Genomic DNA, 20,219 nt, shown 5'->3' on the forward strand with positions numbered 1-20,219 from the left:
ATATCATTTTATGATCTAAAGACTTTGCTTTTAGGATAATTTATAATATTTACATGGAAGACTTGTTAAAAATTGTAAATGACTCTTTTATAAACAGCATAGAGACCAAAAGGGCATTTTTGGAGATGTATAAAGATAGGATAGTAGAAGTGGGACTTATCATGGCTCAGGCTCTTTTGGATGGTAATAAAATTTTGTTTTTTGGAAATGGGGGCTCAGCAGCAGACTCACAGCATTTAGCCGCAGAGATTGTGGGGCGCTACAAAAAAGAAAGAAAAGGCCTTCCTTCTATAGCCCTTACCACAGATACTTCTATACTTACAGCCGTTGGTAACGATTATGGATTTGATGTAATCTTTGAGCGTCAGATAGAAGCCCTTTGTATGCCTGGGGATGTGGCTATTGGTATATCTACATCTGGGAACTCTCCAAACGTAATAAAAGGTCTTATGAAAGCTCACGATATGGGAGCTACTACCATAGCTTTTAGCGGTAAGCAAGGGGGCAAGGTGGTGGATATAGCCCATTATAGTTTTGTAGTACCCTCTTACGATACAGCAAGAATCCAAGAGTGTCACATAACACTTGGACACACTTTATGCGAAATCATAGATGAAGTTGTAAATGAAAAGCTATCTATGGCCTAAAAGTGTATTTTTATATCCACTTTTATTTTTTATACTTTTAGGTTTTCTGACTTTTAAAGATAATATTAAAAGCCCTAAAACCCATCTAAAAAATGGTTTTTACAAAATAGAGGCTAAAGCATTGACAAATTCTGAAGTAAAGGTACTAAACCCATCTTATCTAAAAGGCGATATCTTGCATCTAAACATAAAACTTCCAAAAGATAGCTATATAAAAGGTTATATAAAGGTAAAAAACGGCATCGCAAAAACTTCAAAAGATTTTTTGGAAATATCAAAACCAAATAACCGTGATTTGGGGCTTTTAGAAAGACTAAAGATATTTTTAAAAAATAGGTTCAAAAGCACCACTTCAAACGATTGGTCAAAGGATATAGGCCTTGCGCTTTTGTTTGGAGAGGGCGTGAAGGCTCTTCCAGAGGACCTTCTTACAAGTTTTTCGGTAAACTCTTTGATATTTTTGCTCATTATGTCTGGGATACATATAGACCTTATATTTAAAAATCTATCAAACCTCTTTTTTGGTGAGTATAAAGATGTTTTTGCACTTTTACTTTTGATAACCTATGTCGGTATTTTTATGGAACACGGGGCTCCTATAATAAGGGCTGTTAGCTATCTTATAGTGAGTGTTTTGCTAAAAACCTTTTATAGATACGCAAGCAACATAAAAATATTTTTTATATCTGGTATTCTTACGCTTTGTTTTAATATATCTTTTTATAAAAGTATTGGTTTTTGGCTTTCAATGGTTATAACATTTTATATACTCTTTTATCTTAAAAGCGTAGAAACTCCTAAAACCTTCTTTGGTAAGATAGCGCTTTCTATGGAGCTTTCTTTGGTGGCAATTCTTAGTTCTATGCCAATGATTTCAAAGCTTGGGCCTATATCTATATTAGCTGTTTTGGTGGTACCGTTTTTGCTTCTAGTTGTAGAATTATACCTTGTTTTGGGGCTTTTAAACATATTAACGGTTTTTTCTATACCTATATTTTATATACCTTTAAATAAAATAGCCTATTATTTTGGAGATATCGTTTATGAGCTAAATCTAAGACCTATGTACTTTAAAATACCTATTTACTATGGAGTGGTTTTTGATGGACTTTTGCTACTATCTATAGTTTTTATAAAAGATAGATTTTTAAAAGTCTTTTCTATGATATTTCTTTTTGGTTTAGCTTACGCTATGTGGGGTTTATAAAAGATCTTTTAGCGTAGATGTCAATATATCTAATCCCTCTTCTATCTCTTCTTTTGTGATAACAAGAGGCGGAAGCATTCTTAAAACGCTGTTGGCGGTGCAGTTTATTACAAGCCCTCTTTTGTGAAGTTCATTTGATATCTCTTTGCAATCTTTTTTTATATCAAGCCCAAGCATCAATCCTTTTCCTTTTAAAAGCCCAAAACTTTCTAAAGCGTTTCTAAATATTGCCTCTTTTGAAGGTATGTCTTTCATAAGATTTGGTATCTCATCAAGGGTAATAGATGCTGCCATGCAAGAAAGGGCGTTTCCTCCAAAGGTAGCCCCGTGGGTACCCACTCCAAAAGATTCTGAAATCTCATCTTTTGCAATAACAGCTCCTATAGGAAGCCCAGAGCCAAGCCCTTTTGCCATCGTAACGATATCTGGTTTTATATCTGCATATTGATATGCAAAAAACTTACCGGTTCTTCCCATGCCAGCTTGGACCTCATCCAAGATAAGAAGCATATCGTTTTCTTTGCATAATATTTCAAGCTCTTTTAGAAAATCTAAGTTTGCTTCGTTTATACCACCTTCTCCTTGAATGGCTTCTATCATTATGCCTGCTGTTTTATCCGTCATTAGGCTTTTAACGGAGTTTATATCGTTAAACTCGGCGTAATCAAAACCCTCAAGCATCGGTTCAAAACCTTGGTGCAGGTTTGGTCTGGGAGTGGCCGACAAAGAGCCCATAGTCCTTCCGTGAAACCCGCCTTTAAATGTGATGATACGGTATTTGTCTTTTCCTTTGTCCTTGAAGTATTTTCTTGTTAGTTTTATGGCTGCTTCGTTGGCTTCTGTGCCGCTGTTGCAAAAAAATACTTTGCCCCTGTCTTTATAAAAGCTTATTAACTTTGAAGCTACTTCTTCTTGCCAAGGGTTTTCGTATAGGTTTGAAGTATGGATTATCTCATCTATTTGATTTTTCAAAGCGTTTTTAAGCTTTTGATGTGAATACCCTAGCGTATTTACAGCAATACCTGATAAAAAATCTATGTACCTTTTACCATTTTTGTCAAATAAAACAGAATTTTCTCCTCTTACAAAAGCAATATCTTTACGAGGATACGTGTTCATTAAAAACATAAAACTACGCTTCTTCTTTTTTGGTTTGGGCTTTTTGCTCTTTTTTGTTTTCTTCTGATGGTGGTGGGTTGTTGGAGCTATATATGGCTTGTCTTATTTTGGTTTCTATGTCTTTTGCTATATCTTTGTTTTCAGTTAAAAATGTCTTAACTTGTTCTTTGCCTTGGCCTATCTTTGTATCTTGATAGCTGTACCAACTACCGCTTTTTTGAATTATACCCATCTCTATTGCTACGTTTACAAGATCACAGATTTTACATACACCTTCGCCAAAGTAAACTTCGTATTCGCCCTCTTGGAAAGGTGGTGCTAATTTGTTTTTTACTACCCTTACCTTCGCACTGTAGCCTATTTTGTTATCTCCGGCTTTTATATCTCCAGTTTTTCTTACTTCAAGCCTCATATCTGCAAAAAACTTCAAAGCTCTTCCGCCCGGTGTGGTTTCTGGGTTTCCGTACATCTGACCTATTTTTTCTCTTATTTGATTTATAAATATAAGGGTTGTATTGGATTTATTGGTGGCTCCCTTTAGTTTTCTTAAAGCCTGAGACATAAGCCTTGCTTGTTTACCTACTTGAGCATCACCCATTTCGCCTTCTAATTCATCTTTTGGTACCAAAGCAGCCACCGAGTCTACTACTATAATATCCACTGTGTTTGAGTTTATAAAAGCATCCGCTATCTCAAGGGCTTGCTCTCCATAATCTGGCTGGGATATATACATAGCATCAAGATTTACCCCAAGTTTTACGGCGTACTTTGGGTCCAAAGCGTGTTCTGCGTCTATAAAAAGCGCTATACCCCCTTGCTTTTGGGCTTCTGCTATAGCATAAAGGGCTAATGTGGTTTTGCCTGCAGATTCTGGTCCAAATATTTCTATAATCTTACCCCTTGGTAAGCCACCTACTCCCGTAGCTCTATCCACAGACAATATCCCTGTAGGAATGACGTTTATGGTTTGTTTTTCGTAGGCGGCCTTCATAGGCATAACGGCACCTTTGCCGTATTTCTTTTCTACTTGTGTAAGAGTCGCCTCTAAGGCTTTTTTCTTTTCTTGATCCATAACTACCTCAGTCAGTTTGCATCTACTATTTTTGGAACTTCAAACATGTTTAAACGCTTAGCTGGAGCGTTTAGAAGGACTTTGTCCACCTCTAAAGAAGCCTCTGGTTCATCTTCTCTTAAAGGTGTAGAGTTGCTATACTCTTCTTCTAGGAGCTCGGCTTTTACTTCATTTAGCTTGTTTACAAAATCAAGTATGTTTTTCATTTGAGCTGAGAAAAACTCTACTTCATCCTCTTTTAACTCTAACCTTGAAAGCTTTGCTATTTTTATAACCTCTTCTTTGCTAATACTCATATTCTTATTATATCATTTTGAGGCTTTTAAAAGTAAAAATCTTTAATGTATTAAAGGGTATAAACATTAAGAATATGTAAAGGTCCATTGTGAGTACTATATAAACTGGAAGCTTTGGCATTAGAAAACCGTATAAAGCCATAAGGTTTGAACCTACTATTGCAAAAAGCATAGAAAACAATAATGCTTTTGAAGGCATATTTTTTATACCAAAGTCTCTTTCTCTTACTGAGAATATACTGACGGGTATGGTAAGGACTAAGGCAAGAAAAGTTAGAGTTTTTATATTTTGAAGAGGAAGCTTGAATACTAGATGACCAAAGATGTATATACCACCTACAATCCATAAAACACTAAAAATACCAAATGCCAAAGATGCTATAGATATCTTTTTTATATCCCATTTATCTGGTTTTTGAGAATAGCCAACGTTGTCTGTGGCCAAAGAAAGCGTAAGAAAATCGTTGTAAAAAAACATGGCTATTATCATTTTTGTAGTGAGTACAAAATCTTTGTCTATAATAAAAAATGCAAATATCGTAAGCACTACGGCAAAAACTCTTATGGTCTTTGAGAATACGTATGTTAGAAGTCTTTGATATATTTTTCTTGATACCACTATGGCAGAAACTATATTTATTAGTCCCTCTTCTGTTAAAACCACTGAAGCGGCCGCTTTTGCCACATCTGTGGCGTTTGAGACTGCTATACCAAAGTCTGCCTGTTTTAAAGCTGGAGCATCGTTGATGCCATCTCCGGTCATACCTACTATATGACCCATCTTTTGGTAGGTTTTTACAATTTTAAATTTATCTTCTGGTAATACTCCGGCAAACACTCCGCAGGCTTCTCTTATATCTTTTGCTTCGCAAACATCACCTTCTATCCCTACCAAAGAGGCTATATGACTTGCAGTTTCTTTGGTATCACCGGTAATCATTTTTACATCTACACCTAAGTCCCTTATTTTTTCTATAAGTTCTTTAGAGTCTTCTCTTGGAGGATCAGAAAAGCCTATAAAACCCACCAACTCTTTTTTGTGGTCTTTTTCTATCCAAACCGCCAAAACTCTTAGCCCCATGCTAGCCATTTCTTTGTAAAGGTTTTCTTGATTTTCATCTTCTATGGGAGCTACTTTAGGCGAACCTTTAAATACATATATTTCTTCGTTGTCTTTTTTGATTTTTGCTGTTGAGTATTTTTTTGATGGATCAAAAGCCTCAAAATCTTCTTTTTCTATTTTGTAGCAATCGTCTTTTAAATAGTTAAATATTGCCTCTTCTATGGGGTCTTTTTGCTTTGGGTCAGAAGATATGGCTCCGTAACACATTACATCTTTTTCTTGGTAATTACCTACAGGGAGGATTTTATCTACTGTTATCTTGTTTTTTGTAATAGTACCTGTTTTATCGGTGCAAAGTATATCCATCGATGCAGCAGATTCGATAGCTGAGAGTTTTGTGGTGAGGACACCGTTTTTAGCAAGTTCTTTTGCTCCAAGCGCTGTGGAGAGTGTGAAAGCCGCTGGCAAAGCTACAGGTATGATAGGAATGAGCATTACCACAAGAACAGGTAAAACATCGCCTAAATAAAAACCTTTTGATATGGAAAGACCTAACAATATTATTATGAGAAAGACCCCAAACAAAAATAAGTATTTTACCAGCTCAAAAACCACTACTTCAAGCTGGGTTTTGGTTTTAGCCTCTTGTACTAGCTTTGCAGATTTTCCAAAAAACGTATGCTCTCCTATGTTTATCACCCTTCCTATAGCCTCTCCTCTTACCACAAAAGAACCCATATACGCTGTATCTTTAGGTTTTAGGCTTTTAGGAAGAGATTCTCCTGTTATACTTGATTGGTCTACCGATATCGCACCTTCTAAAATCTCTACATCAGCTGGTACTGCAAATCCACTTTGTAAAAGTACAATATCATCTATTGTAATATACTTTGCATCTATCTCTTTCCAAATGCCGTCTCTTAGTACTTTAGCTTTTACACTTAGATGTTTTTTTAAAAGCTCCAAAGCGTTTTGAGCGCTTAGCTCATGCCAAAAAGATACTACCCCGTTAAATATTAGCAATACAAAAATAGCTATCGCATCAGGATACTTTTTTAGTAAAAACGTCAATATACCTGTAAATTCTAAAAGCCAAGGTATAGGACCCCAAAATTTTTTGAGAAACAAGACAAAGGTTGATTCTTTTTTTTCTTTTATTTCGTTAAAGCCATACTTTTTTATATTTTCTTTAGCTTGATCTTCCGTTAAGCCTTTGTAACTTTCCACAAAGCTTATTTTAACATAACTTTAGTTTATGTTTCATTCTCTTGCTCATCGTAATCTAAGACTTTATCGGATTCATCATTTGGATCGTAAACAAACATCCATATAAAATACACCACTATACCAATAAGCGTTATCACGCCTACTATCTCAGAAATTCCCATAAAAAATCTCCTTCTATATCATATTATTGCGATTTATGAAAAAAGTCAATGATTTTATTTTAAAAGGGGAGGATCTTTGCCAAAAATCTAGCTAGCCATCCTGGTTGAGAGCCATTTACTAGATAACCATGGCCTTGGTATAAAATCTCTAAGTTTGCTATATCCTGGCTTGGGACGGTATCTGTGTTGTCTATATCTTGAGGTCTTACGATACCCCTTAACGTAATTACCCTTTCTACGTTGTTTAGATATATAATTTTATGACCTTCTATGAGAAGGTTGCCATTTGGGTAAACTCTTTTTACATAAGCTGTAATAGTAGTAGTAAAAACCCCGCTTTGAGATTCTGTGCCTTGAGCTTTTTGCTGTGCGTTTGAGTTTGCTCCAACCCCTAAATTTCTAAGAGTACTTGAAGGAAGTCCAAAAAACGAGGAGATAGCGTCGTTGAATGTGCTTGAACGTTGAGTTTGATTTGATATACTTTCTACGGCGTTTACGCTTTCTGAAACAAGGATGTGTACCAAATCCCCCACTGCAAAAGCCCTTTGGTCGCTGTAAAGATTAGCCATAGGACTATCTGGTACGTACAGGCTACCTTTTGATGCATAGTTTAGATTTTGAGATGGTGTTGAATAGGGTAAGTATTTTAAGTGATGAGGCGTTGAAGCACAGCTATTTAGCAATAAACTAAGCATTATAACGTTAAAAGCTAAAAAAACAAGCTTCTTAAACTTCATTTTCCAAATTATATCATGTTTTCTAAAAATCTTACATGATGCTCATTTTTTTTGAACTCTGTTGTGTCTAAAAGTTTTCTGTGAAGATCTAAGTTTGATTTTAGAGATTTTCCTTCTATCTTTGTTTCGTTAATAGCTCTTTTCATGCGATTTATAGCTTCTTCTTTATTTTTACCATAAGCTATTATTTTGGCTAAAAGAGAGTCGTAATATTGGGGTATGCTATAGCCTTGGTAAAGATGGGTATCTACTCTTACTCCAAACCCGCCTGGTAATCTTAGTTTTTCAACAACACCTACAGATGGTATGAAAGTAATAGGGTCTTCTGCATTTATTCTACATTCTATAGCAAATCCTCGTGGTTTTATAGAGTCTATATCAAGCTCACCTTCATCCGCTATTAAAAGCTGATAAGACACTATGTCTATTCCTGTAGTCATCTCGGTTACGGGATGTTCTACTTGTATACGAGCGTTCATTTCTATGAAATAAAATTGCCCTTCTGTGTAGAGGAATTCTACAGTGCCAGCTCCTATGTAGTTTATAGCTTTTGCAAACCTTATAGCGTATTCGTATAGCAGCTCTCTTTCAGAATCAGATATTGAAGCAGAAGGCGATTCTTCTATTATCTTTTGATGCCTTCTTTGTAAAGAGCATTCTCTTTCTCCTAAGGTTATTACGTTTTTCCCATCAGATAGTATTTGTACTTCTATATGTTTTGGGTTTATAAGGTATTTTTCTATATATATCCTTTCATCTCCAAAGGAATTTTTTGCTTCTGCCATAGCTGTTTGCATCACTTCAAGAAGCTCTTTATCGTCTCTTACTATCCTTATGCCTCTACCACCGCCACCGGCTGCCGCTTTTAACACAACTGGATATCCTATTTTGTGAGCTATCTCCTTTGCTTCTAAAAAGCTTACTTCACCGTCGCTTCCTGGTACTACCGGTACTCCAGCTTTCTTTGCTATCTCCTTGGCCTTTACCTTATCACCGCTTAATTCTATAACTTCTGAAGGTGGTCCCACAAACTTTATATTGCTAGCTTGAACTATTTCTGCAAATGTTGGATTTTCCGACAAAAAGCCGTATCCTGGGTGTATGGCGTCTACTTTTGTAACTTCTGCGGCTGCCATTATAGAAGGAATATTTAAGTAGCTATCGGCTGCCTTCGGCGGGCCTATGCATATTGCTTCATCAGCCATTTCTACGTGTAGGGAATTTTTATCTGCTTCGGAGTATATGGCCACGGTTTTTATGCCCATCTCTTTGGCGGTTCTTATAATTCTTACGGCGATTTCGCCTCTATTTGCTATAAGTAGCTTTTTAATCATATATTTCCACAAGTTTTTCTTTTGAGCTTTTTCCTGCTTTTATGTGTATCTTAGATTTTGATACTTTTAGAAATTCCGACAAAACGTTGATGAGTTCTTCGTTTGCTTTACCGTCCACCGGCGGAGCTTTTATGCTTATTTTTAAGCTTTTGTCTTCTAATTGCTCCACCGAAACGGTTTTTGCGTTTGGTTTTACTTTTACCCTTAAAATCATTAAAACTTTTTAAACTCTTGAGGAAGCTCTCTTGGTTCTATCCCGGTGTATTCAGTTTCTTCCTTTTCGTTTAATCTCTTGCTAAAAGGCTTTTCTTTGGTAAGTTCTTCGTATACGTGAGCTACAAGCCCAGGAACCCTTCCTATTATGAAAAATCCTTTACCAAGCCTCCAATCAAACCCCATTTCCGATGTAACAGCAGCTATGGCACCGTCTACGTTTAACACGAGCTTTTTGCCCTTTTGTTTAAGTATCTCTTCTTCTACTTTTTCTGCAAAAGCACAATACTTATCGTAAAAGCCCAAAGATTTAGCTATATCCATCAGCCTCTTTGTCCTTGGGTCAAATTCTTTGTAGTATTTATGTCCAAAACCAGGTATTGGTTTTTTATTTTCAAGATATTCTTTTACAAGCTCTTCTATATTTTTGTTTATGTTATCTTGCATAAACTTCATCGCATCTTCCAAAGCCCCACCGTGAGCAGAACCAAATGTCGCAACACCAGCGGCTACTCCTACGTTTAGCGTGTTGCCACCAGAGGCTACAGCTCTTGCAGCTATTACAGAAGGTGGAGCTATGCCGTGGTCTATTACAGATACAAAGATAGCATCCATCATCTTGGCTTCTTTTTCAGATGGCAGCTCACCTTTTAATATTAGATATATCGCTTGTGAAAAGCTAAGGTTACCTACTAAGTCTAATAGCTTGTAACCTCTTATATAGGTGTCTTCGCCTTTGTGAAGAGTGATACCGGTACGCCATTTTTTTTCCATCTAAACCTCCTAAAAATGAACATCGCAGGTTTGTTCATATTCTATTAGCTCTTTTATATGAGCGTTTTCTCCGCAAAGCGGGCAAGATTTATCTTTTCTTAGATTTACTTTTCTAAAATCCATAGACAAAGCATCCATGATAAGCAGTTTACCTATAAGGGGCTCTCCACAGCCTATTACAAGTTTTAAAGCTTCTGTGGCTTGTATTGCACCCATTATACCACCGATAGAACCGAGTATGCCAGCTTCTTGGCAAGTGGGCACAAGCCCCGGGGGCGGTGGTTCTGGGAACAAACACCTATAACAAGGAGAGTTTTCCTTGTCTTCGTAGTTAAATACGGTTATTTGACCTTCGAATCTGAGCATCGCGGCTGATACAAGCTTTTTACCTAAGAAATAGCAAGCATCGTTTATTAAAAACCTTGTGGGAAAGTTGTCGGTACCATCTAATATGATGTCGTAATCTTTTATAATATCCATTACGTTGTCTTTGTTTATCATAGTGTTGTAAGTGATGACGTTTACATCTTTGTTTAGGGCTTTTACCGTCATGGCGGCAGATTCAACTTTAGGCATTCCTACCCTATCTTCTGTATGAATAATTTGCCTTTGGAGATTTGAATAGTCTACTTTATCAAAATCTACAATGCCAAGTGTACCAACCCCAGCTGCCGCTAAGTAATATATAGCTGGTGATCCAAGCCCACCGGCACCTATTACCAAAATTTTGGCTTGGCTTATCTTTTTTTGTCCAACACCACCTACTTCTGGTAATATTATATGTCTTGCATATCTTTTAATTTGCTCTTCAGTAAAATCAAACATGCTAATACTCCTTTAAGGTCTTGGCCTTTCTATGGTTATATCCATGCTGTTGTTGTGCTTTTTTATATCTGTTACATATAGGTCTTCTTTTTCCGGCACAAGCACAATAACAACGGTATCTTTACCGTTTTGAACTATTAACCTGCCAAAAGCTTCTTTTCCAAAGTATAAAGGTTTTACAGTCCTGGCTATTGGATGTTTTATTCTTCTTGTGAAGAATACATCTATTATACCTATTCTTCTGCCGTCCACAAACTTGGTGCTGTAATCGTATTTTCTTATGGATCCATAAGCTTTCGGAAACTCTAAAGAAGCCACTTCTTTATAAATATTTTTTTGTGGTTTTACCACTTCTTTCTTCTTAGGCTTTGGTATGCTTTTGGGTTGTAGCTTTGTAACTTCTTTTTGGAAAGTTTGAGCCGGTTTTTTGGGTACCATACCCTCTATGTATGCAGATATTGTAATTGGCTCCGATTTCGTATATATAAGGCTTACCTTCGCTGTGCCGTTTATGAAATCCTCTGGGGGTATTATATCTGGAATAAGTTTGCCAGTACCACTTGCCACAAGGTGAACAGTTTTACCCACTATATTGTAATTTCTTATAACTTGACCATCTTGATCGTATGCTGTAACGTATACTTCAAAGGGCTCACCGGCACTTATAGTACTTTCTGGAATCTCTACTTTAAATCTGGATGGTTTTGGTGAATATAAATCTACATAATAATCTTGGCTTGATATTTTACGGTTGTTTACTTCGTAAGCGTCTATAGCTACTTTAGAAGGCGTGTCGTATCTTAATACGATATCAGCTATACCGTTTTTAAACTTATAAGCATGAACTGTGTAAGGAAGTGTGCCGTTTGGTGTTTTAAGTTCTACTACAACGTCAGAGCCTATTGAAGCATAATTTTTAACCACATTTCCATATTTGTCTAAAGCGATAACCTTAGCTACAAAATCCCTACCCGCTTCTACTGTAGAAGGCGCTTCTATAGCGAACTTATAGACAGGACCATTGACTACTTTTATGCTAACCACAGGCATCATACTGCCAGTGGCTTCGTTTTTTATAGGAACTGGATAAGAGCCTTCCAGTATTGATAAAGTAGCCACACCCGCCTCATTGTCTTCTATGGTTATACTAAAAGAACCATCTTTGAAATCCTTTGAAGAAAATAAAGCTGGATCTACTGCTAACTCTCCTGTGCTTCTTACAAGAAACTTCTTATCGTAATAAGAGAAATTATTTATGAAGTTTCCATAAGCATCCGTTGGTCTTAAGGTAAAGGTTACTTTTTGTCCAGCGGTTATATAAATGGGTATGTATGCGTCAAAGTAAGAAAAATTACCCGGTTTTACATAAACCTGCTCTGCTCTTGATAAACCCACGCTTACCAACGTGCTCATAAATATTAAAAATAGATATATCTTGGCAGTTTGTATATAGCTCTTAATCATAACATCTCCTTGTAAAATATTATATAACATTTTTTTATAAAAATAGAAATTTTGTAGCAAACTCATGTAAAATATTAGAATGATAAAGATAATTGAGCCTAGATTTACGGAAGAAGATGCAAAAGTCCTATCAGAGATAGTGCTTTCTGGTTATATAACAAGAGGACCATGGACCAAAAAATTTTCTGAAGCTTTTGCACAGTTTTTAGGTGTAGAAAAAGTTTATACGGTTTGTTCTGGGACCGCTGCTTTATACGTGATATTAAAAGCCTTAAACGTTGAAGGTAAACATGTTGTAGTACCAGCTCTTAGCTTTATGGCTACGATAGACACGGTGATTTTGGCAGGTGGTATACCGGTGGTGGTGGATGTAGATGAGTATTATACAATGGATGTAAATCAACTAGAAGATGCTATAAAAAAATACAACCCAGTTTGTATAATACCGGTGCATCTTTACGGTGGCATGGCTGATATGGATTCAATTATGTCGCTTGCAAATAAATACAACGTATATGTTTTAGAAGATGCAGCCCAAGCTCACGGAGCATCTTTTAAGGGTAAAATGGCTGGAGCTATAGGACATGTGGGGGCTTTTAGTTTTTACGCTTCTAAGAATGTTCCAATGGGAGAGGGTGGTGCAATATCGTCTTCTGATGAGTCTATATTAAAAGCTGTAAACGCCCTTATAGACTTTGGAGATTCACCGGCCTTAAATTTAAGAATTACAGAGTTTCAGGCTGCCCTTGGATTTTTAGGACTTCAGAGACTAAAAGAACAAAACGATAAGCGTATAAAAAACGCAGAGTACTACAACAAGCACCTATCCGATGAGCTCATAAAACCAAAACAAAGAGAAAACTCCCATCACGTTTATCATCTTTACACGTTAAGGCATAAAAATAGGGATCATATAATAGAATCTCTTAAAAAAGAGGATATAGACGCAAGGGTATATTACACTTATACGTTGGCAAGCTTAAGAGATGCTTTGCATCTTCCTCTTGATAACGCCAACAAATATATAAAGGAGCTTTTTAGTATACCAGTGCACCCTTATCTTTCTCAGGAGGATTTAGAAAAAATAGTTTATGTTATAAACAAAAGCCTATGATAGGTATAATAGATTACGGTATGGGAAACCTTGGAAGCGTTTTTAAGGCTTTTGACAAAGTGGGTTTAAACCCTCAGATAATAAACACCAAAGACCAAATAAAAACTTCTGATGCTCTTTGTCTTCCGGGTGTTGGAGCTTTTAAAGATGCGATGGATAATCTTAAAAATTTAGATATCATAGATGACATAATAGCTTTTATAAAATCAGGCAAACCTTTTATAGGTATTTGTCTTGGATACCAGCTTTTGTTTGAAAAAAGCTATGAGTTTGGCGAGCACGAAGGGCTTTCTATATTTAAAGGTGATGTTAGGCTTTTTCCAGTGGGGGTGAAAGTGCCTCATATAGGCTGGAACCAGCTTTGGATAAAAAAAGATGATGGCGTGTTTAAAGGTGTAGAAAACGGGGCTTTTGTATACTTTGTGCATTCGTATTACGTAAATCCTCAGGATAAAGATATAATCTCCACTTACACCGATTATAGCGTTGATTTTGCATCTTCTATAGAATACGAGAACGTAGTGGGTTTGCAGTTTCATCCAGAAAAAAGCCAAGAAGTGGGTCTTAAAATACTTTCTAATTTTAAAGAAAAATACAAGCTATGAGGTGAGAAAGCTATGAGAGTGCTTTATCTTACAAGATGTGCCAATAAGTATAGTGCTTATTATGACTTGGATTGTAAAGAAAACTTGTTTACCGATGGAAAATTTTCTTTTTTGCAAGAAAAAAGGCATGAAGCGTTTAAGCTTTTAAAAGCTAAAAAATCAAAAGAGGGTGGGGCTCTTTGGAGAATATCCAAAGATAAGTTTTGGGAAGGGCTTCATATGCATGTCATGCCAAAAGCTGTAAAAGAGAGAATTTTTGAAAGAACGATAGTGTTACATCCCATAATGGGTATGCTATCACCGGAGGACAAAGTTTGCAAATGGGATGTTTCTTGTCAGTATAAGTCTATGGGTTTTTGGAAAGAAGATATAAAAAGATATATACTTAACGATGATTTTATTGTGTTTAACTTTCTACCAAGCTCTTTTGATAGGCTTTTACCAAAAGAAACAAAGGTTGTAAACTTTAAATACATGATAAAGGATAAACCTATGAAAGATAGTTCTTTGGTAAAAGCTTACACAATGAGATATATAGTTGAAAAAGATATAAAAAGCATAGAAGAACTTAAAAAGATAAATTTTTTAGATTTTGTGGTAAGCGATATACAAGAAGAAGATAACGCCATAGCGGTTTATATGCATTCTGAAGGAAAATACTCTGTTAAAAAAGCGGGTATCATATGAAAATTTCTATAGTAATACCAATTTACAACGAAGAAGAAAGCGTAGGAACGCTTTACGAAAAAATCGTAGACACTATGAATAAGCTTCCCTACGATTATGAGATAATAGCGGTAGATGATGGAAGCACCGACAACACTTTTAACAAGTTAAAGGAAATAGCCTCAAAAGATAAGCGATTAAAGGTAATAAGCTTTAAAAGAAACTATGGACAAACGGCAGCCATGTTTGCAGGTTTTCAGCACGCTTCTGGGGATGTAGTCATTACTATGGATGCAGATCTTCAAAACGACCCAGCGGATATCCCGATCCTCATTGAAAAGATAAACGAAGGATACGATGTGGTAAGCGGTTGGCGTAAAGACAGAAAAGACCCGTTTTTTTCAAGGACACTACCTTCTAAAATTGCCAATTATATAATTTCAAACGCCACAGGTGTTTATCTTCATGATTATGGATGTTCGTTAAAAGCCTATAAAAAAGATATAGCTAAAAACTTTAGGCTATACGGAGATATGCATAGATTTTTGCCTGCTTTGGCTAAGGGGTTAGGGGCTAAGATAACAGAAGTGCCTGTGAGTCATCATCCAAGACTTTACGGTAAATCTAAATACGGTATAGGGCGTACTATAAGGGTTATACTTGATATATTCTTGGTAAAGTTTTTAAATGAGTATATAAACAAACCCCTTTATGCTTTTGGCGGTATAGGTTTTATACTTTTTAGCCTTGGATTTTTATCTGGGCTTTATCTTACCTACGATAAACTTATAAACAATCAAGAGATAGGACAAAGACCTCTTTTGTTTTTGACAGTGCTTCTTATTATATCTGGTCTTCAGTTTATATCTACTGGAATAATCGCAGAAGTTATTATAAGAACTTACTACGAATCTCAAGATATAAAACCCTATAGGATAAAGGATGCAATAAATATAGAAAATATTGATGAAAATTAAAATACTGGTTTCTTTTCTTTTAAGCATATTATTTTTATACATCTTTTATAAAACCGTTGGTTTTAAAGAGGCTAAAAATGGCTTTGAAGCTTTAAACCCCCTTTATATAGGTGTTGGTTTTACTCTTTACGTTTTTAGTTCTTTCTTAAGAGCTTATCGCTGGCATCTAATGATAAAAGATATAAACATGAAAGATTTTTTTCTTATAAACAACATCCATATTTTTTTAAACAATATACTACCGGCTAGGACTGGAGAGTTTAGTTTCTTTTACATGCTTAAAAAGCGTGGTATAAACCTTACTAAATCCTTTTGGATATTTGCTTTGGCTAGACTGATGGATGGACTTGCTTTGCTTGGGTTTTTCTTTGGTTTTTTCTTTAAGTTTTATTTTGCGGCTTTTATCGTCGTATTTGGTCTTATAATGGTGTTTTTACTAAAGCATACTATAGCTATTTTACCAAATATATTTATTTTAAAATCCCTAAAACAAAATCTCTCTACTCATTTTGAAAGCAAAACCGCCATAAAGCTTTACTTTATCTCTGTGATATCTTTTGCTTTTAAGTTTCTTGGCTTTTATGAGATGGCAAAAAACATTATACCTATGGGATTTTTTGATATATTGCCCTCTTATGTGGTATCAGAACTTAGCTCTATATTGCCTATAAACGGCGTTATGGGCCTTGGCACTTATGAGTTTGGTTTTTCTATACCATCAAAGCTAACTGATATATCTTTAAAAACGTCTTTGGATCTTGGCTTTATAACCCATGTGTTTTTGCTTTTATCTTCTTCTATACTTGGTATACTATCTTTATTATTTTTAAAGCTTGAACACTACAAAGAAGAAAGATAAAGCTTTTCTAACTTTATAACCAAAATAGATATCAGACATCCCATACCAAAACTCACAAGCACATCTCCAAGATAATGCATAAAAAGTAAAACCCTTGATATACCCACCAACATTGACCAAAGTATAAGGTAAAACCCTAGTTTTTTATTTTTAATAAAAATACTAAAAGCTATAGAACTGTTTATAAGCACATGCCCAGAAGGTATAGAAGAGTAATTTTTATTGCTTTTAAAAAAGTAAAACCCATATATATCTTTTTTCAAAAAAAGCTCAGGCCTTGCTTTACCAAATATAAACTTAAACAGCATGATAGCGCTATCTGAAAGCACAAGACAAACTGATAGTAAGAGTATATACTTTCTTAGGCTTTTAACATAAAAACTAATCAGCATAAGCACCGTACATGCATAAAAAACAATGTCAAAATGCCCAAGCTTTGTAATAAGTTTTATCAAGCTTTTAAAAGCCAAAAAACTATCCCTATGGACATACAAAAAATACGTTATATCCTTATCAAATAAAAATATGCTTATAAATCCAAGGACTATAAGAGATATCCCTATTTTAATCATATATTTATTATAAGATAAAAGAGCCCCTGGAAGGGCTCTAAGATCTTAATTAACTTCTTAAATCTTTACTTATGTCTTCTGGCAAGGGGCAAGCTTCTGGTGGAAGGCCTTTTACTTTAGACCCATAATACATAACTGGGATAAGCACCAAGCTAAGAGCAGTGGAGGCTATTGTACCAAAAATAAGGGATATGGCAAGACCGTTGAATATCGGGTCAAATATGATAACAAAAGCACCTACTATAAGGGCTGCTGCTGTTAAAAGTACAGGTCTTGTTCTTATGACACCGGCTTCTACCACAGCCACATGAAGAGGTACTCCTTCTCTTATACGTTGTTCTGCAAATTCCACAAGAAGTATAGAGTTTCTAAGGATTATACCAGCTAAAGCTATAAAACCTATCATAGAAGTGGCTGTAAAGAAAGCGTGTAGTATAAAGTGTCCTGGGACTATACCAACTAAAGTTAGTGGAATAGGAGACATGATGATACCAGGGGTTTTGAAGTCCTTAAACCATCCTACTATGAGGATATAGATGATAAAAAGAGCACCTGCAAAAGCAATGCCAAGATCTCTAAACACTTGCAAAGTAATATACATCTCACCACCCCATCTTACATATATATGATTTGTAATCTTTGGGAAAGACATCCAAAGCTCTGATACATGGCCATACGGGTTAGGTATACTCAAAACCTTTTTCCTTATGTCCCATATGCTGTAAAACGGGGCACCTGCACCTTTTGCCACATCTCCTACCACATATACTACTCTTCTTAAATTTTCGTGATATATGGTTTTGTGTATAGGGTGTTTTACTATTTTGATGAGGTTTGATAGTGGTATAAGCTGACCTTGTTTGTTGGGTATTTCTAAGTTTTCAAGGTTTTGAAGCGTTCTATAGGGTCTTGCTATCCTTACTTCTATAGGTACTGCTTCGGTGTCTGTGGACTGGATGATACCAGCATTATAACCAGCGGTTGCTACTCTTAGAGTCCTTACTATATCCTTTTTTGAAACCCCAAACTGTGCCGCCCTTGCTTGATCTATAACAAAATCTATTTGGGGAGCGTTTGATTCTAAGTATATACCGCTGTCTGTTATTTCTTTATCTTTTCTAAAAAGCTTTAAAACTTGCATAGCAAAGGCTCTTTGAGAAGAAAGCGTTGGGCCGTATATCTGAGCCACTATTGGGTCTAAAACTGGTGGGCCTGGTGGGGTCTCTACTACAGCCACATAAGAAGCTCCCATGGAGTAAGCTATCTTTTGTACCATAGGTCTTATGGATTGGGCAAAAGCGTGGGATTCCATTTTTCTTTTGTCTTTTCCCACAAGCTCTATGGCTATTTGTGCATAGTAAGGTCTTGTCCTAAGATAGTAGTGTCTTATAAGGCCGTTAAAACCATAGGGTTTTGGCAAACCTGCATATATTTGATAGTATTTAACCTCTTTTTGTTTTGCTATGTAATCTGCAATCTTTTTGGCCACTAAATATGTTTGCTCTACCGTGGTATCTTCTGGCATGTTTAAGACTACTGATAGTTCTGATTTGTTGTCGAAAGGAAGCATTTTTACTATAACAGCTCTACTTAGTATAAGAAATACAGATATACCCAATAAAGACCAAACGGCTATATAGAATAAAACTCTTTTTGATTTTGATATAAGAAGGGGTTCTACCATCTTGCAGTATAGTTTCCAAAATATAGTTTCTTTTATGTTTATTACAGGTTTTTCGCTTTTATCATGATTTTCGTGTCCATGTTTTATAAGTCTATAGGCTGCCCAAGGAGTTATGGTAAAAGCAACCCACAAAGAAAATAGTATTGCTGCACTAGCGTTTACCGGTATTGGCCTCATATAAGGACCCATAAGACCACCCACAAAAGCCATAGGCATTAAAGCGGCTATGATGGTAAGGGTTGCAAGTATGGTAGGGTTTCCTACTTCGTCAGTGGCTCTTATTATGGCATCGTGTTTTGGAAGTTCTGGGAAAAACTCAAACCATCTATGAATATTTTCTACCACTACAATAGCAGCGTCTACCAATATGCCGATTGAGAATATAAGAGCAAAAAGCGTAACCCTGTTTATAGTAAAACCGTAAAGCTTGCTAAAGAATAACGCAAATGCAAGGGTTACAGGTACAGCTATTGCTACTATAAGAGACTCTCTAAGACCAAGAGCTACCGCTATAAGAAGTATAACAGACGCTGTGGCTATAAATAAGTGCTCTATAAGTTCGTTTGCTTTGTTTTGAGCGGATTTTCCGTAGTTTCTTGTAACGGTTATGTGTAATCTTGATGGAATGACAGTACCTTTTAAAGAATCTATCTTTTTAAGTACATCGTTTGCTACATTTACTGCGTTTGTACCTGCTCTTTTTGCTATCGAGATAGTAACAGCGGGATACATAGGAGAGCCATAGCGTTTAGAAGCAGCGCCAAAGCCCATAGTTACGTAATCGTGTATACCGCCTGGACCATCTGTAATCGTGGCTATATCTCTTAGATAAACTGGTTTTCCGCCGTACCATCCTACCACCAAATCTTCTAAATCTTGTTTAGATCTGATAAAGTTTCCGGTTTTTACATAGTAAAGTGTGTTGTTTTGATTTACATAACCGCTTGGAAGTTCTTGGTTTGCCTCTTGGATGATATGTACTATATAAGCTGGAGAAAGACCGTAAGCCGCTTCTTTAGCTGGGTCTAACAGTACCCTTAATTTTCTTGGTTGACCACCGTAGATTTTTACTTGAGCTACGTTTGGTACAGTTTTTAGCTCGTTATCTAAGGTGTCTGCAATCCTTCTTAGAGAATAATAGTCATAGCCTTTTCCCCACAACGTAAGTGTCATTATTGGCACATCGTCTATGGATTTTAGTTTTATAAGAGGTGGAAGTTGAACGCCTGGTGGTACTAAGTTTAAAGATGCCATCATTTTGGCATTTAACTGCACAAGTGCTTTTATAGGGTCTGTGCCAACGTGAAACCTTGCGGTCACAAGACCATAACCATCACCAGATGCGCTGTAAATGTAAGATATATCTTTTAATTCCCAAAGCTTCTTCTCTAACGGTGTAACCACTCTTTTTTCTACTTCTCTTGGAGCAGCACCTGGATAGGGTATCATAATATCTATCATTGGTACTACGATATCTGGGTCTTCTTCTTTTGGAGTGGTAACCACCCCAAATATACCAAGAGCCAAAAGCGCTATTATCATTATAGGTGTAAGTTTGGAATCTATAAAGTATTTTGCTATTCTTCCGGCTATCCCGTACATA

Annotated in this window: 20 protein-coding genes; 7 read left to right on the forward strand and 13 right to left on the reverse strand. The window is 36.1% G+C overall.

Translation table 11 applies throughout. The features are described from left to right. The first annotated feature begins 53 nt into the window (after positions 1–53). Both HYD3684_RS06830 and HYD3684_RS06835 read left to right on the forward strand, forming a co-directional pair. Positions 54–647 (forward strand): D-sedoheptulose 7-phosphate isomerase, encoded by a 594-nt coding sequence (locus tag HYD3684_RS06830; RefSeq protein ID WP_015419930.1) that lies wholly within the window; start codon positions 54–56, stop codon positions 645–647. Further along, on the forward strand, positions 625–1,854 hold the full coding sequence (locus HYD3684_RS06835; RefSeq protein WP_015419931.1) for a ComEC/Rec2 family competence protein: 1,230 nt from the start codon (positions 625–627) through the stop codon (positions 1,852–1,854). The genes HYD3684_RS06830 and HYD3684_RS06835 overlap by 23 nt, the downstream gene beginning before the upstream one ends. Here HYD3684_RS06835 and HYD3684_RS06840 read toward each other — a convergent pair. From HYD3684_RS06840 to HYD3684_RS06885, 11 genes are read right to left on the reverse strand one after another with little or no spacing between them, the layout of a single operon-like run. Further along, entirely contained in the window at positions 1,849–2,982 is a 1,134-nt protein-coding gene (locus HYD3684_RS06840; RefSeq protein ID WP_015419932.1) for an aspartate aminotransferase family protein, read from the reverse strand. The two genes, HYD3684_RS06835 and HYD3684_RS06840, sit on opposite strands and share 6 nt — an antisense overlap. Before the next feature lie 4 nt (positions 2,983–2,986). Beyond that, complete coding sequence (gene recA / locus HYD3684_RS06845) at positions 2,987–4,045, reverse strand: recombinase RecA (RefSeq protein ID WP_015419933.1); 1,059 nt, start codon at positions 4,043–4,045, stop codon at positions 2,987–2,989. A gap of 11 nt (positions 4,046–4,056) precedes the next feature. Next, positions 4,057–4,341 (reverse strand): Asp-tRNA(Asn)/Glu-tRNA(Gln) amidotransferase subunit GatC, encoded by a 285-nt coding sequence (gene gatC, locus HYD3684_RS06850; RefSeq protein WP_015419934.1) that lies wholly within the window; start codon positions 4,339–4,341, stop codon positions 4,057–4,059. Positions 4,342–4,348: 7 nt separating this feature from the next. After that, entirely contained in the window at positions 4,349–6,631 is a 2,283-nt protein-coding gene (locus HYD3684_RS06855) for a plasma-membrane proton-efflux P-type ATPase (RefSeq protein ID WP_015419935.1), read from the reverse strand. Positions 6,632–6,657: 26 nt separating this feature from the next. Beyond that, positions 6,658–6,792 carry a hypothetical protein gene (locus HYD3684_RS08510; protein ID WP_015419936.1) on the reverse strand — a complete coding sequence of 45 codons (135 nt, stop codon included), beginning with the start codon at positions 6,790–6,792 and terminating at the stop codon, positions 6,658–6,660. A gap of 59 nt (positions 6,793–6,851) precedes the next feature. Further along, on the reverse strand, positions 6,852–7,529 hold the full coding sequence (locus HYD3684_RS06860) for a flagellar basal body L-ring protein FlgH (protein WP_015419937.1): 678 nt from the start codon (positions 7,527–7,529) through the stop codon (positions 6,852–6,854). Between the two features lie 8 nt (positions 7,530–7,537). After that, complete coding sequence (locus HYD3684_RS06865; RefSeq protein ID WP_015419938.1) at positions 7,538–8,863, reverse strand: acetyl-CoA carboxylase biotin carboxylase subunit; 1,326 nt, start codon at positions 8,861–8,863, stop codon at positions 7,538–7,540. Next, positions 8,856–9,077 (reverse strand): DUF167 domain-containing protein, encoded by a 222-nt coding sequence (locus tag HYD3684_RS06870; RefSeq protein WP_015419939.1) that lies wholly within the window; start codon positions 9,075–9,077, stop codon positions 8,856–8,858. Before HYD3684_RS06870 ends, HYD3684_RS06865 begins: the two co-directional genes overlap by 8 nt. Then, entirely contained in the window at positions 9,077–9,850 is a 774-nt protein-coding gene (locus tag HYD3684_RS06875; RefSeq protein WP_015419940.1) for a citryl-CoA lyase, read from the reverse strand. The genes HYD3684_RS06870 and HYD3684_RS06875 overlap by 1 nt, the downstream gene beginning before the upstream one ends. Positions 9,851–9,859: 9 nt before the next feature. Then, positions 9,860–10,675, reverse strand: a complete 816-nt coding sequence (gene moeB, locus HYD3684_RS06880; protein WP_015419941.1) for a molybdopterin-synthase adenylyltransferase MoeB — start codon at positions 10,673–10,675, stop codon at positions 9,860–9,862. Positions 10,676–10,687: 12 nt separating this feature from the next. Then, entirely contained in the window at positions 10,688–12,139 is a 1,452-nt protein-coding gene (locus HYD3684_RS06885) for a hypothetical protein (RefSeq protein WP_015419942.1), read from the reverse strand. Between the two features lie 79 nt (positions 12,140–12,218). On the opposite strand from HYD3684_RS06885, the gene HYD3684_RS06890 reads away from it, so the two are divergent. From HYD3684_RS06890 to HYD3684_RS06910, 5 genes are read left to right on the forward strand one after another with little or no spacing between them, the layout of a single operon-like run. After that, complete coding sequence (locus HYD3684_RS06890) at positions 12,219–13,253, forward strand: DegT/DnrJ/EryC1/StrS aminotransferase family protein (protein ID WP_015419943.1); 1,035 nt, start codon at positions 12,219–12,221, stop codon at positions 13,251–13,253. Further along, positions 13,250–13,858, forward strand: coding sequence for an imidazole glycerol phosphate synthase subunit HisH (gene hisH / locus HYD3684_RS06895; RefSeq protein WP_015419944.1), 609 nt, complete (start codon positions 13,250–13,252; stop codon positions 13,856–13,858). Before HYD3684_RS06890 ends, hisH begins: the two co-directional genes overlap by 4 nt. 12 nt (positions 13,859–13,870) lie before the next feature. Next, positions 13,871–14,545 carry a peroxide stress protein YaaA gene (locus tag HYD3684_RS06900; protein WP_015419945.1) on the forward strand — a complete coding sequence of 225 codons (675 nt, stop codon included), beginning with the start codon at positions 13,871–13,873 and terminating at the stop codon, positions 14,543–14,545. Further along, a complete protein-coding gene (locus HYD3684_RS06905; RefSeq protein ID WP_015419946.1) occupies positions 14,542–15,501 on the forward strand; it encodes a glycosyltransferase family 2 protein in 960 nt (319 codons plus the stop codon). Before HYD3684_RS06900 ends, HYD3684_RS06905 begins: the two co-directional genes overlap by 4 nt. Next, positions 15,491–16,360 (forward strand): lysylphosphatidylglycerol synthase transmembrane domain-containing protein, encoded by an 870-nt coding sequence (locus HYD3684_RS06910; RefSeq protein ID WP_015419947.1) that lies wholly within the window; start codon positions 15,491–15,493, stop codon positions 16,358–16,360. The genes HYD3684_RS06905 and HYD3684_RS06910 overlap by 11 nt, the downstream gene beginning before the upstream one ends. Here the strand turns inward: HYD3684_RS06910 and HYD3684_RS06915 are convergent. Continuing rightward, positions 16,342–16,932, reverse strand: coding sequence for a phosphatase PAP2 family protein (locus HYD3684_RS06915; RefSeq protein ID WP_015419948.1), 591 nt, complete (start codon positions 16,930–16,932; stop codon positions 16,342–16,344). The two genes, HYD3684_RS06910 and HYD3684_RS06915, sit on opposite strands and share 19 nt — an antisense overlap. Positions 16,933–16,981: 49 nt before the next feature. Next, complete coding sequence (locus tag HYD3684_RS06920) at positions 16,982–20,218, reverse strand: efflux RND transporter permease subunit (RefSeq protein ID WP_015419949.1); 3,237 nt, start codon at positions 20,216–20,218, stop codon at positions 16,982–16,984. Position 20,219 lies beyond the last annotated feature (1 nt).

This window comes from Hydrogenobaculum sp. 3684, assembly GCF_000213785.1.
Lineage (GTDB): Bacteria > Aquificota > Aquificia > Aquificales > Aquificaceae > Hydrogenobaculum.

Excerpts from the sequence above, each read along its gene's own strand:
- HYD3684_RS06910 (WP_015419947.1), top strand. The coding sequence starts at position 15,491 with ATGAAAATTAAAATACTGGTTTCTTTTCTTTTAAGCATATTATTTTTA.
- HYD3684_RS06920 (WP_015419949.1), bottom strand. The coding sequence starts at position 20,218 with ATGTACGGGATAGCCGGAAGAATAGCAAAATACTTTATAGATTCCAAA.
- moeB (WP_015419941.1), bottom strand. The coding sequence starts at position 10,675 with ATGTTTGATTTTACTGAAGAGCAAATTAAAAGATATGCAAGACATATA.
- HYD3684_RS06830 (WP_015419930.1), top strand. The coding sequence starts at position 54 with ATGGAAGACTTGTTAAAAATTGTAAATGACTCTTTTATAAACAGCATA.
- HYD3684_RS06875 (WP_015419940.1), bottom strand. The coding sequence starts at position 9,850 with ATGGAAAAAAAATGGCGTACCGGTATCACTCTTCACAAAGGCGAAGAC.
- HYD3684_RS06915 (WP_015419948.1), bottom strand. The coding sequence starts at position 16,932 with ATGATTAAAATAGGGATATCTCTTATAGTCCTTGGATTTATAAGCATA.
- HYD3684_RS06905 (WP_015419946.1), top strand. The coding sequence starts at position 14,542 with ATGAAAATTTCTATAGTAATACCAATTTACAACGAAGAAGAAAGCGTA.
- HYD3684_RS06885 (WP_015419942.1), bottom strand. The coding sequence starts at position 12,139 with ATGATTAAGAGCTATATACAAACTGCCAAGATATATCTATTTTTAATA.
- HYD3684_RS06870 (WP_015419939.1), bottom strand. The coding sequence starts at position 9,077 with ATGATTTTAAGGGTAAAAGTAAAACCAAACGCAAAAACCGTTTCGGTG.
- HYD3684_RS06900 (WP_015419945.1), top strand. The coding sequence starts at position 13,871 with ATGAGAGTGCTTTATCTTACAAGATGTGCCAATAAGTATAGTGCTTAT.
- recA (WP_015419933.1), bottom strand. The coding sequence starts at position 4,045 with ATGGATCAAGAAAAGAAAAAAGCCTTAGAGGCGACTCTTACACAAGTA.
- hisH (WP_015419944.1), top strand. The coding sequence starts at position 13,250 with ATGATAGGTATAATAGATTACGGTATGGGAAACCTTGGAAGCGTTTTT.
- HYD3684_RS08510 (WP_015419936.1), bottom strand. The coding sequence starts at position 6,792 with ATGGGAATTTCTGAGATAGTAGGCGTGATAACGCTTATTGGTATAGTG.
- HYD3684_RS06860 (WP_015419937.1), bottom strand. The coding sequence starts at position 7,529 with ATGAAGTTTAAGAAGCTTGTTTTTTTAGCTTTTAACGTTATAATGCTT.
- HYD3684_RS06865 (WP_015419938.1), bottom strand. The coding sequence starts at position 8,863 with ATGATTAAAAAGCTACTTATAGCAAATAGAGGCGAAATCGCCGTAAGA.
- HYD3684_RS06840 (WP_015419932.1), bottom strand. The coding sequence starts at position 2,982 with ATGTTTTTAATGAACACGTATCCTCGTAAAGATATTGCTTTTGTAAGA.
- gatC (WP_015419934.1), bottom strand. The coding sequence starts at position 4,341 with ATGAGTATTAGCAAAGAAGAGGTTATAAAAATAGCAAAGCTTTCAAGG.
- HYD3684_RS06890 (WP_015419943.1), top strand. The coding sequence starts at position 12,219 with ATGATAAAGATAATTGAGCCTAGATTTACGGAAGAAGATGCAAAAGTC.
- HYD3684_RS06835 (WP_015419931.1), top strand. The coding sequence starts at position 625 with ATGAAAAGCTATCTATGGCCTAAAAGTGTATTTTTATATCCACTTTTA.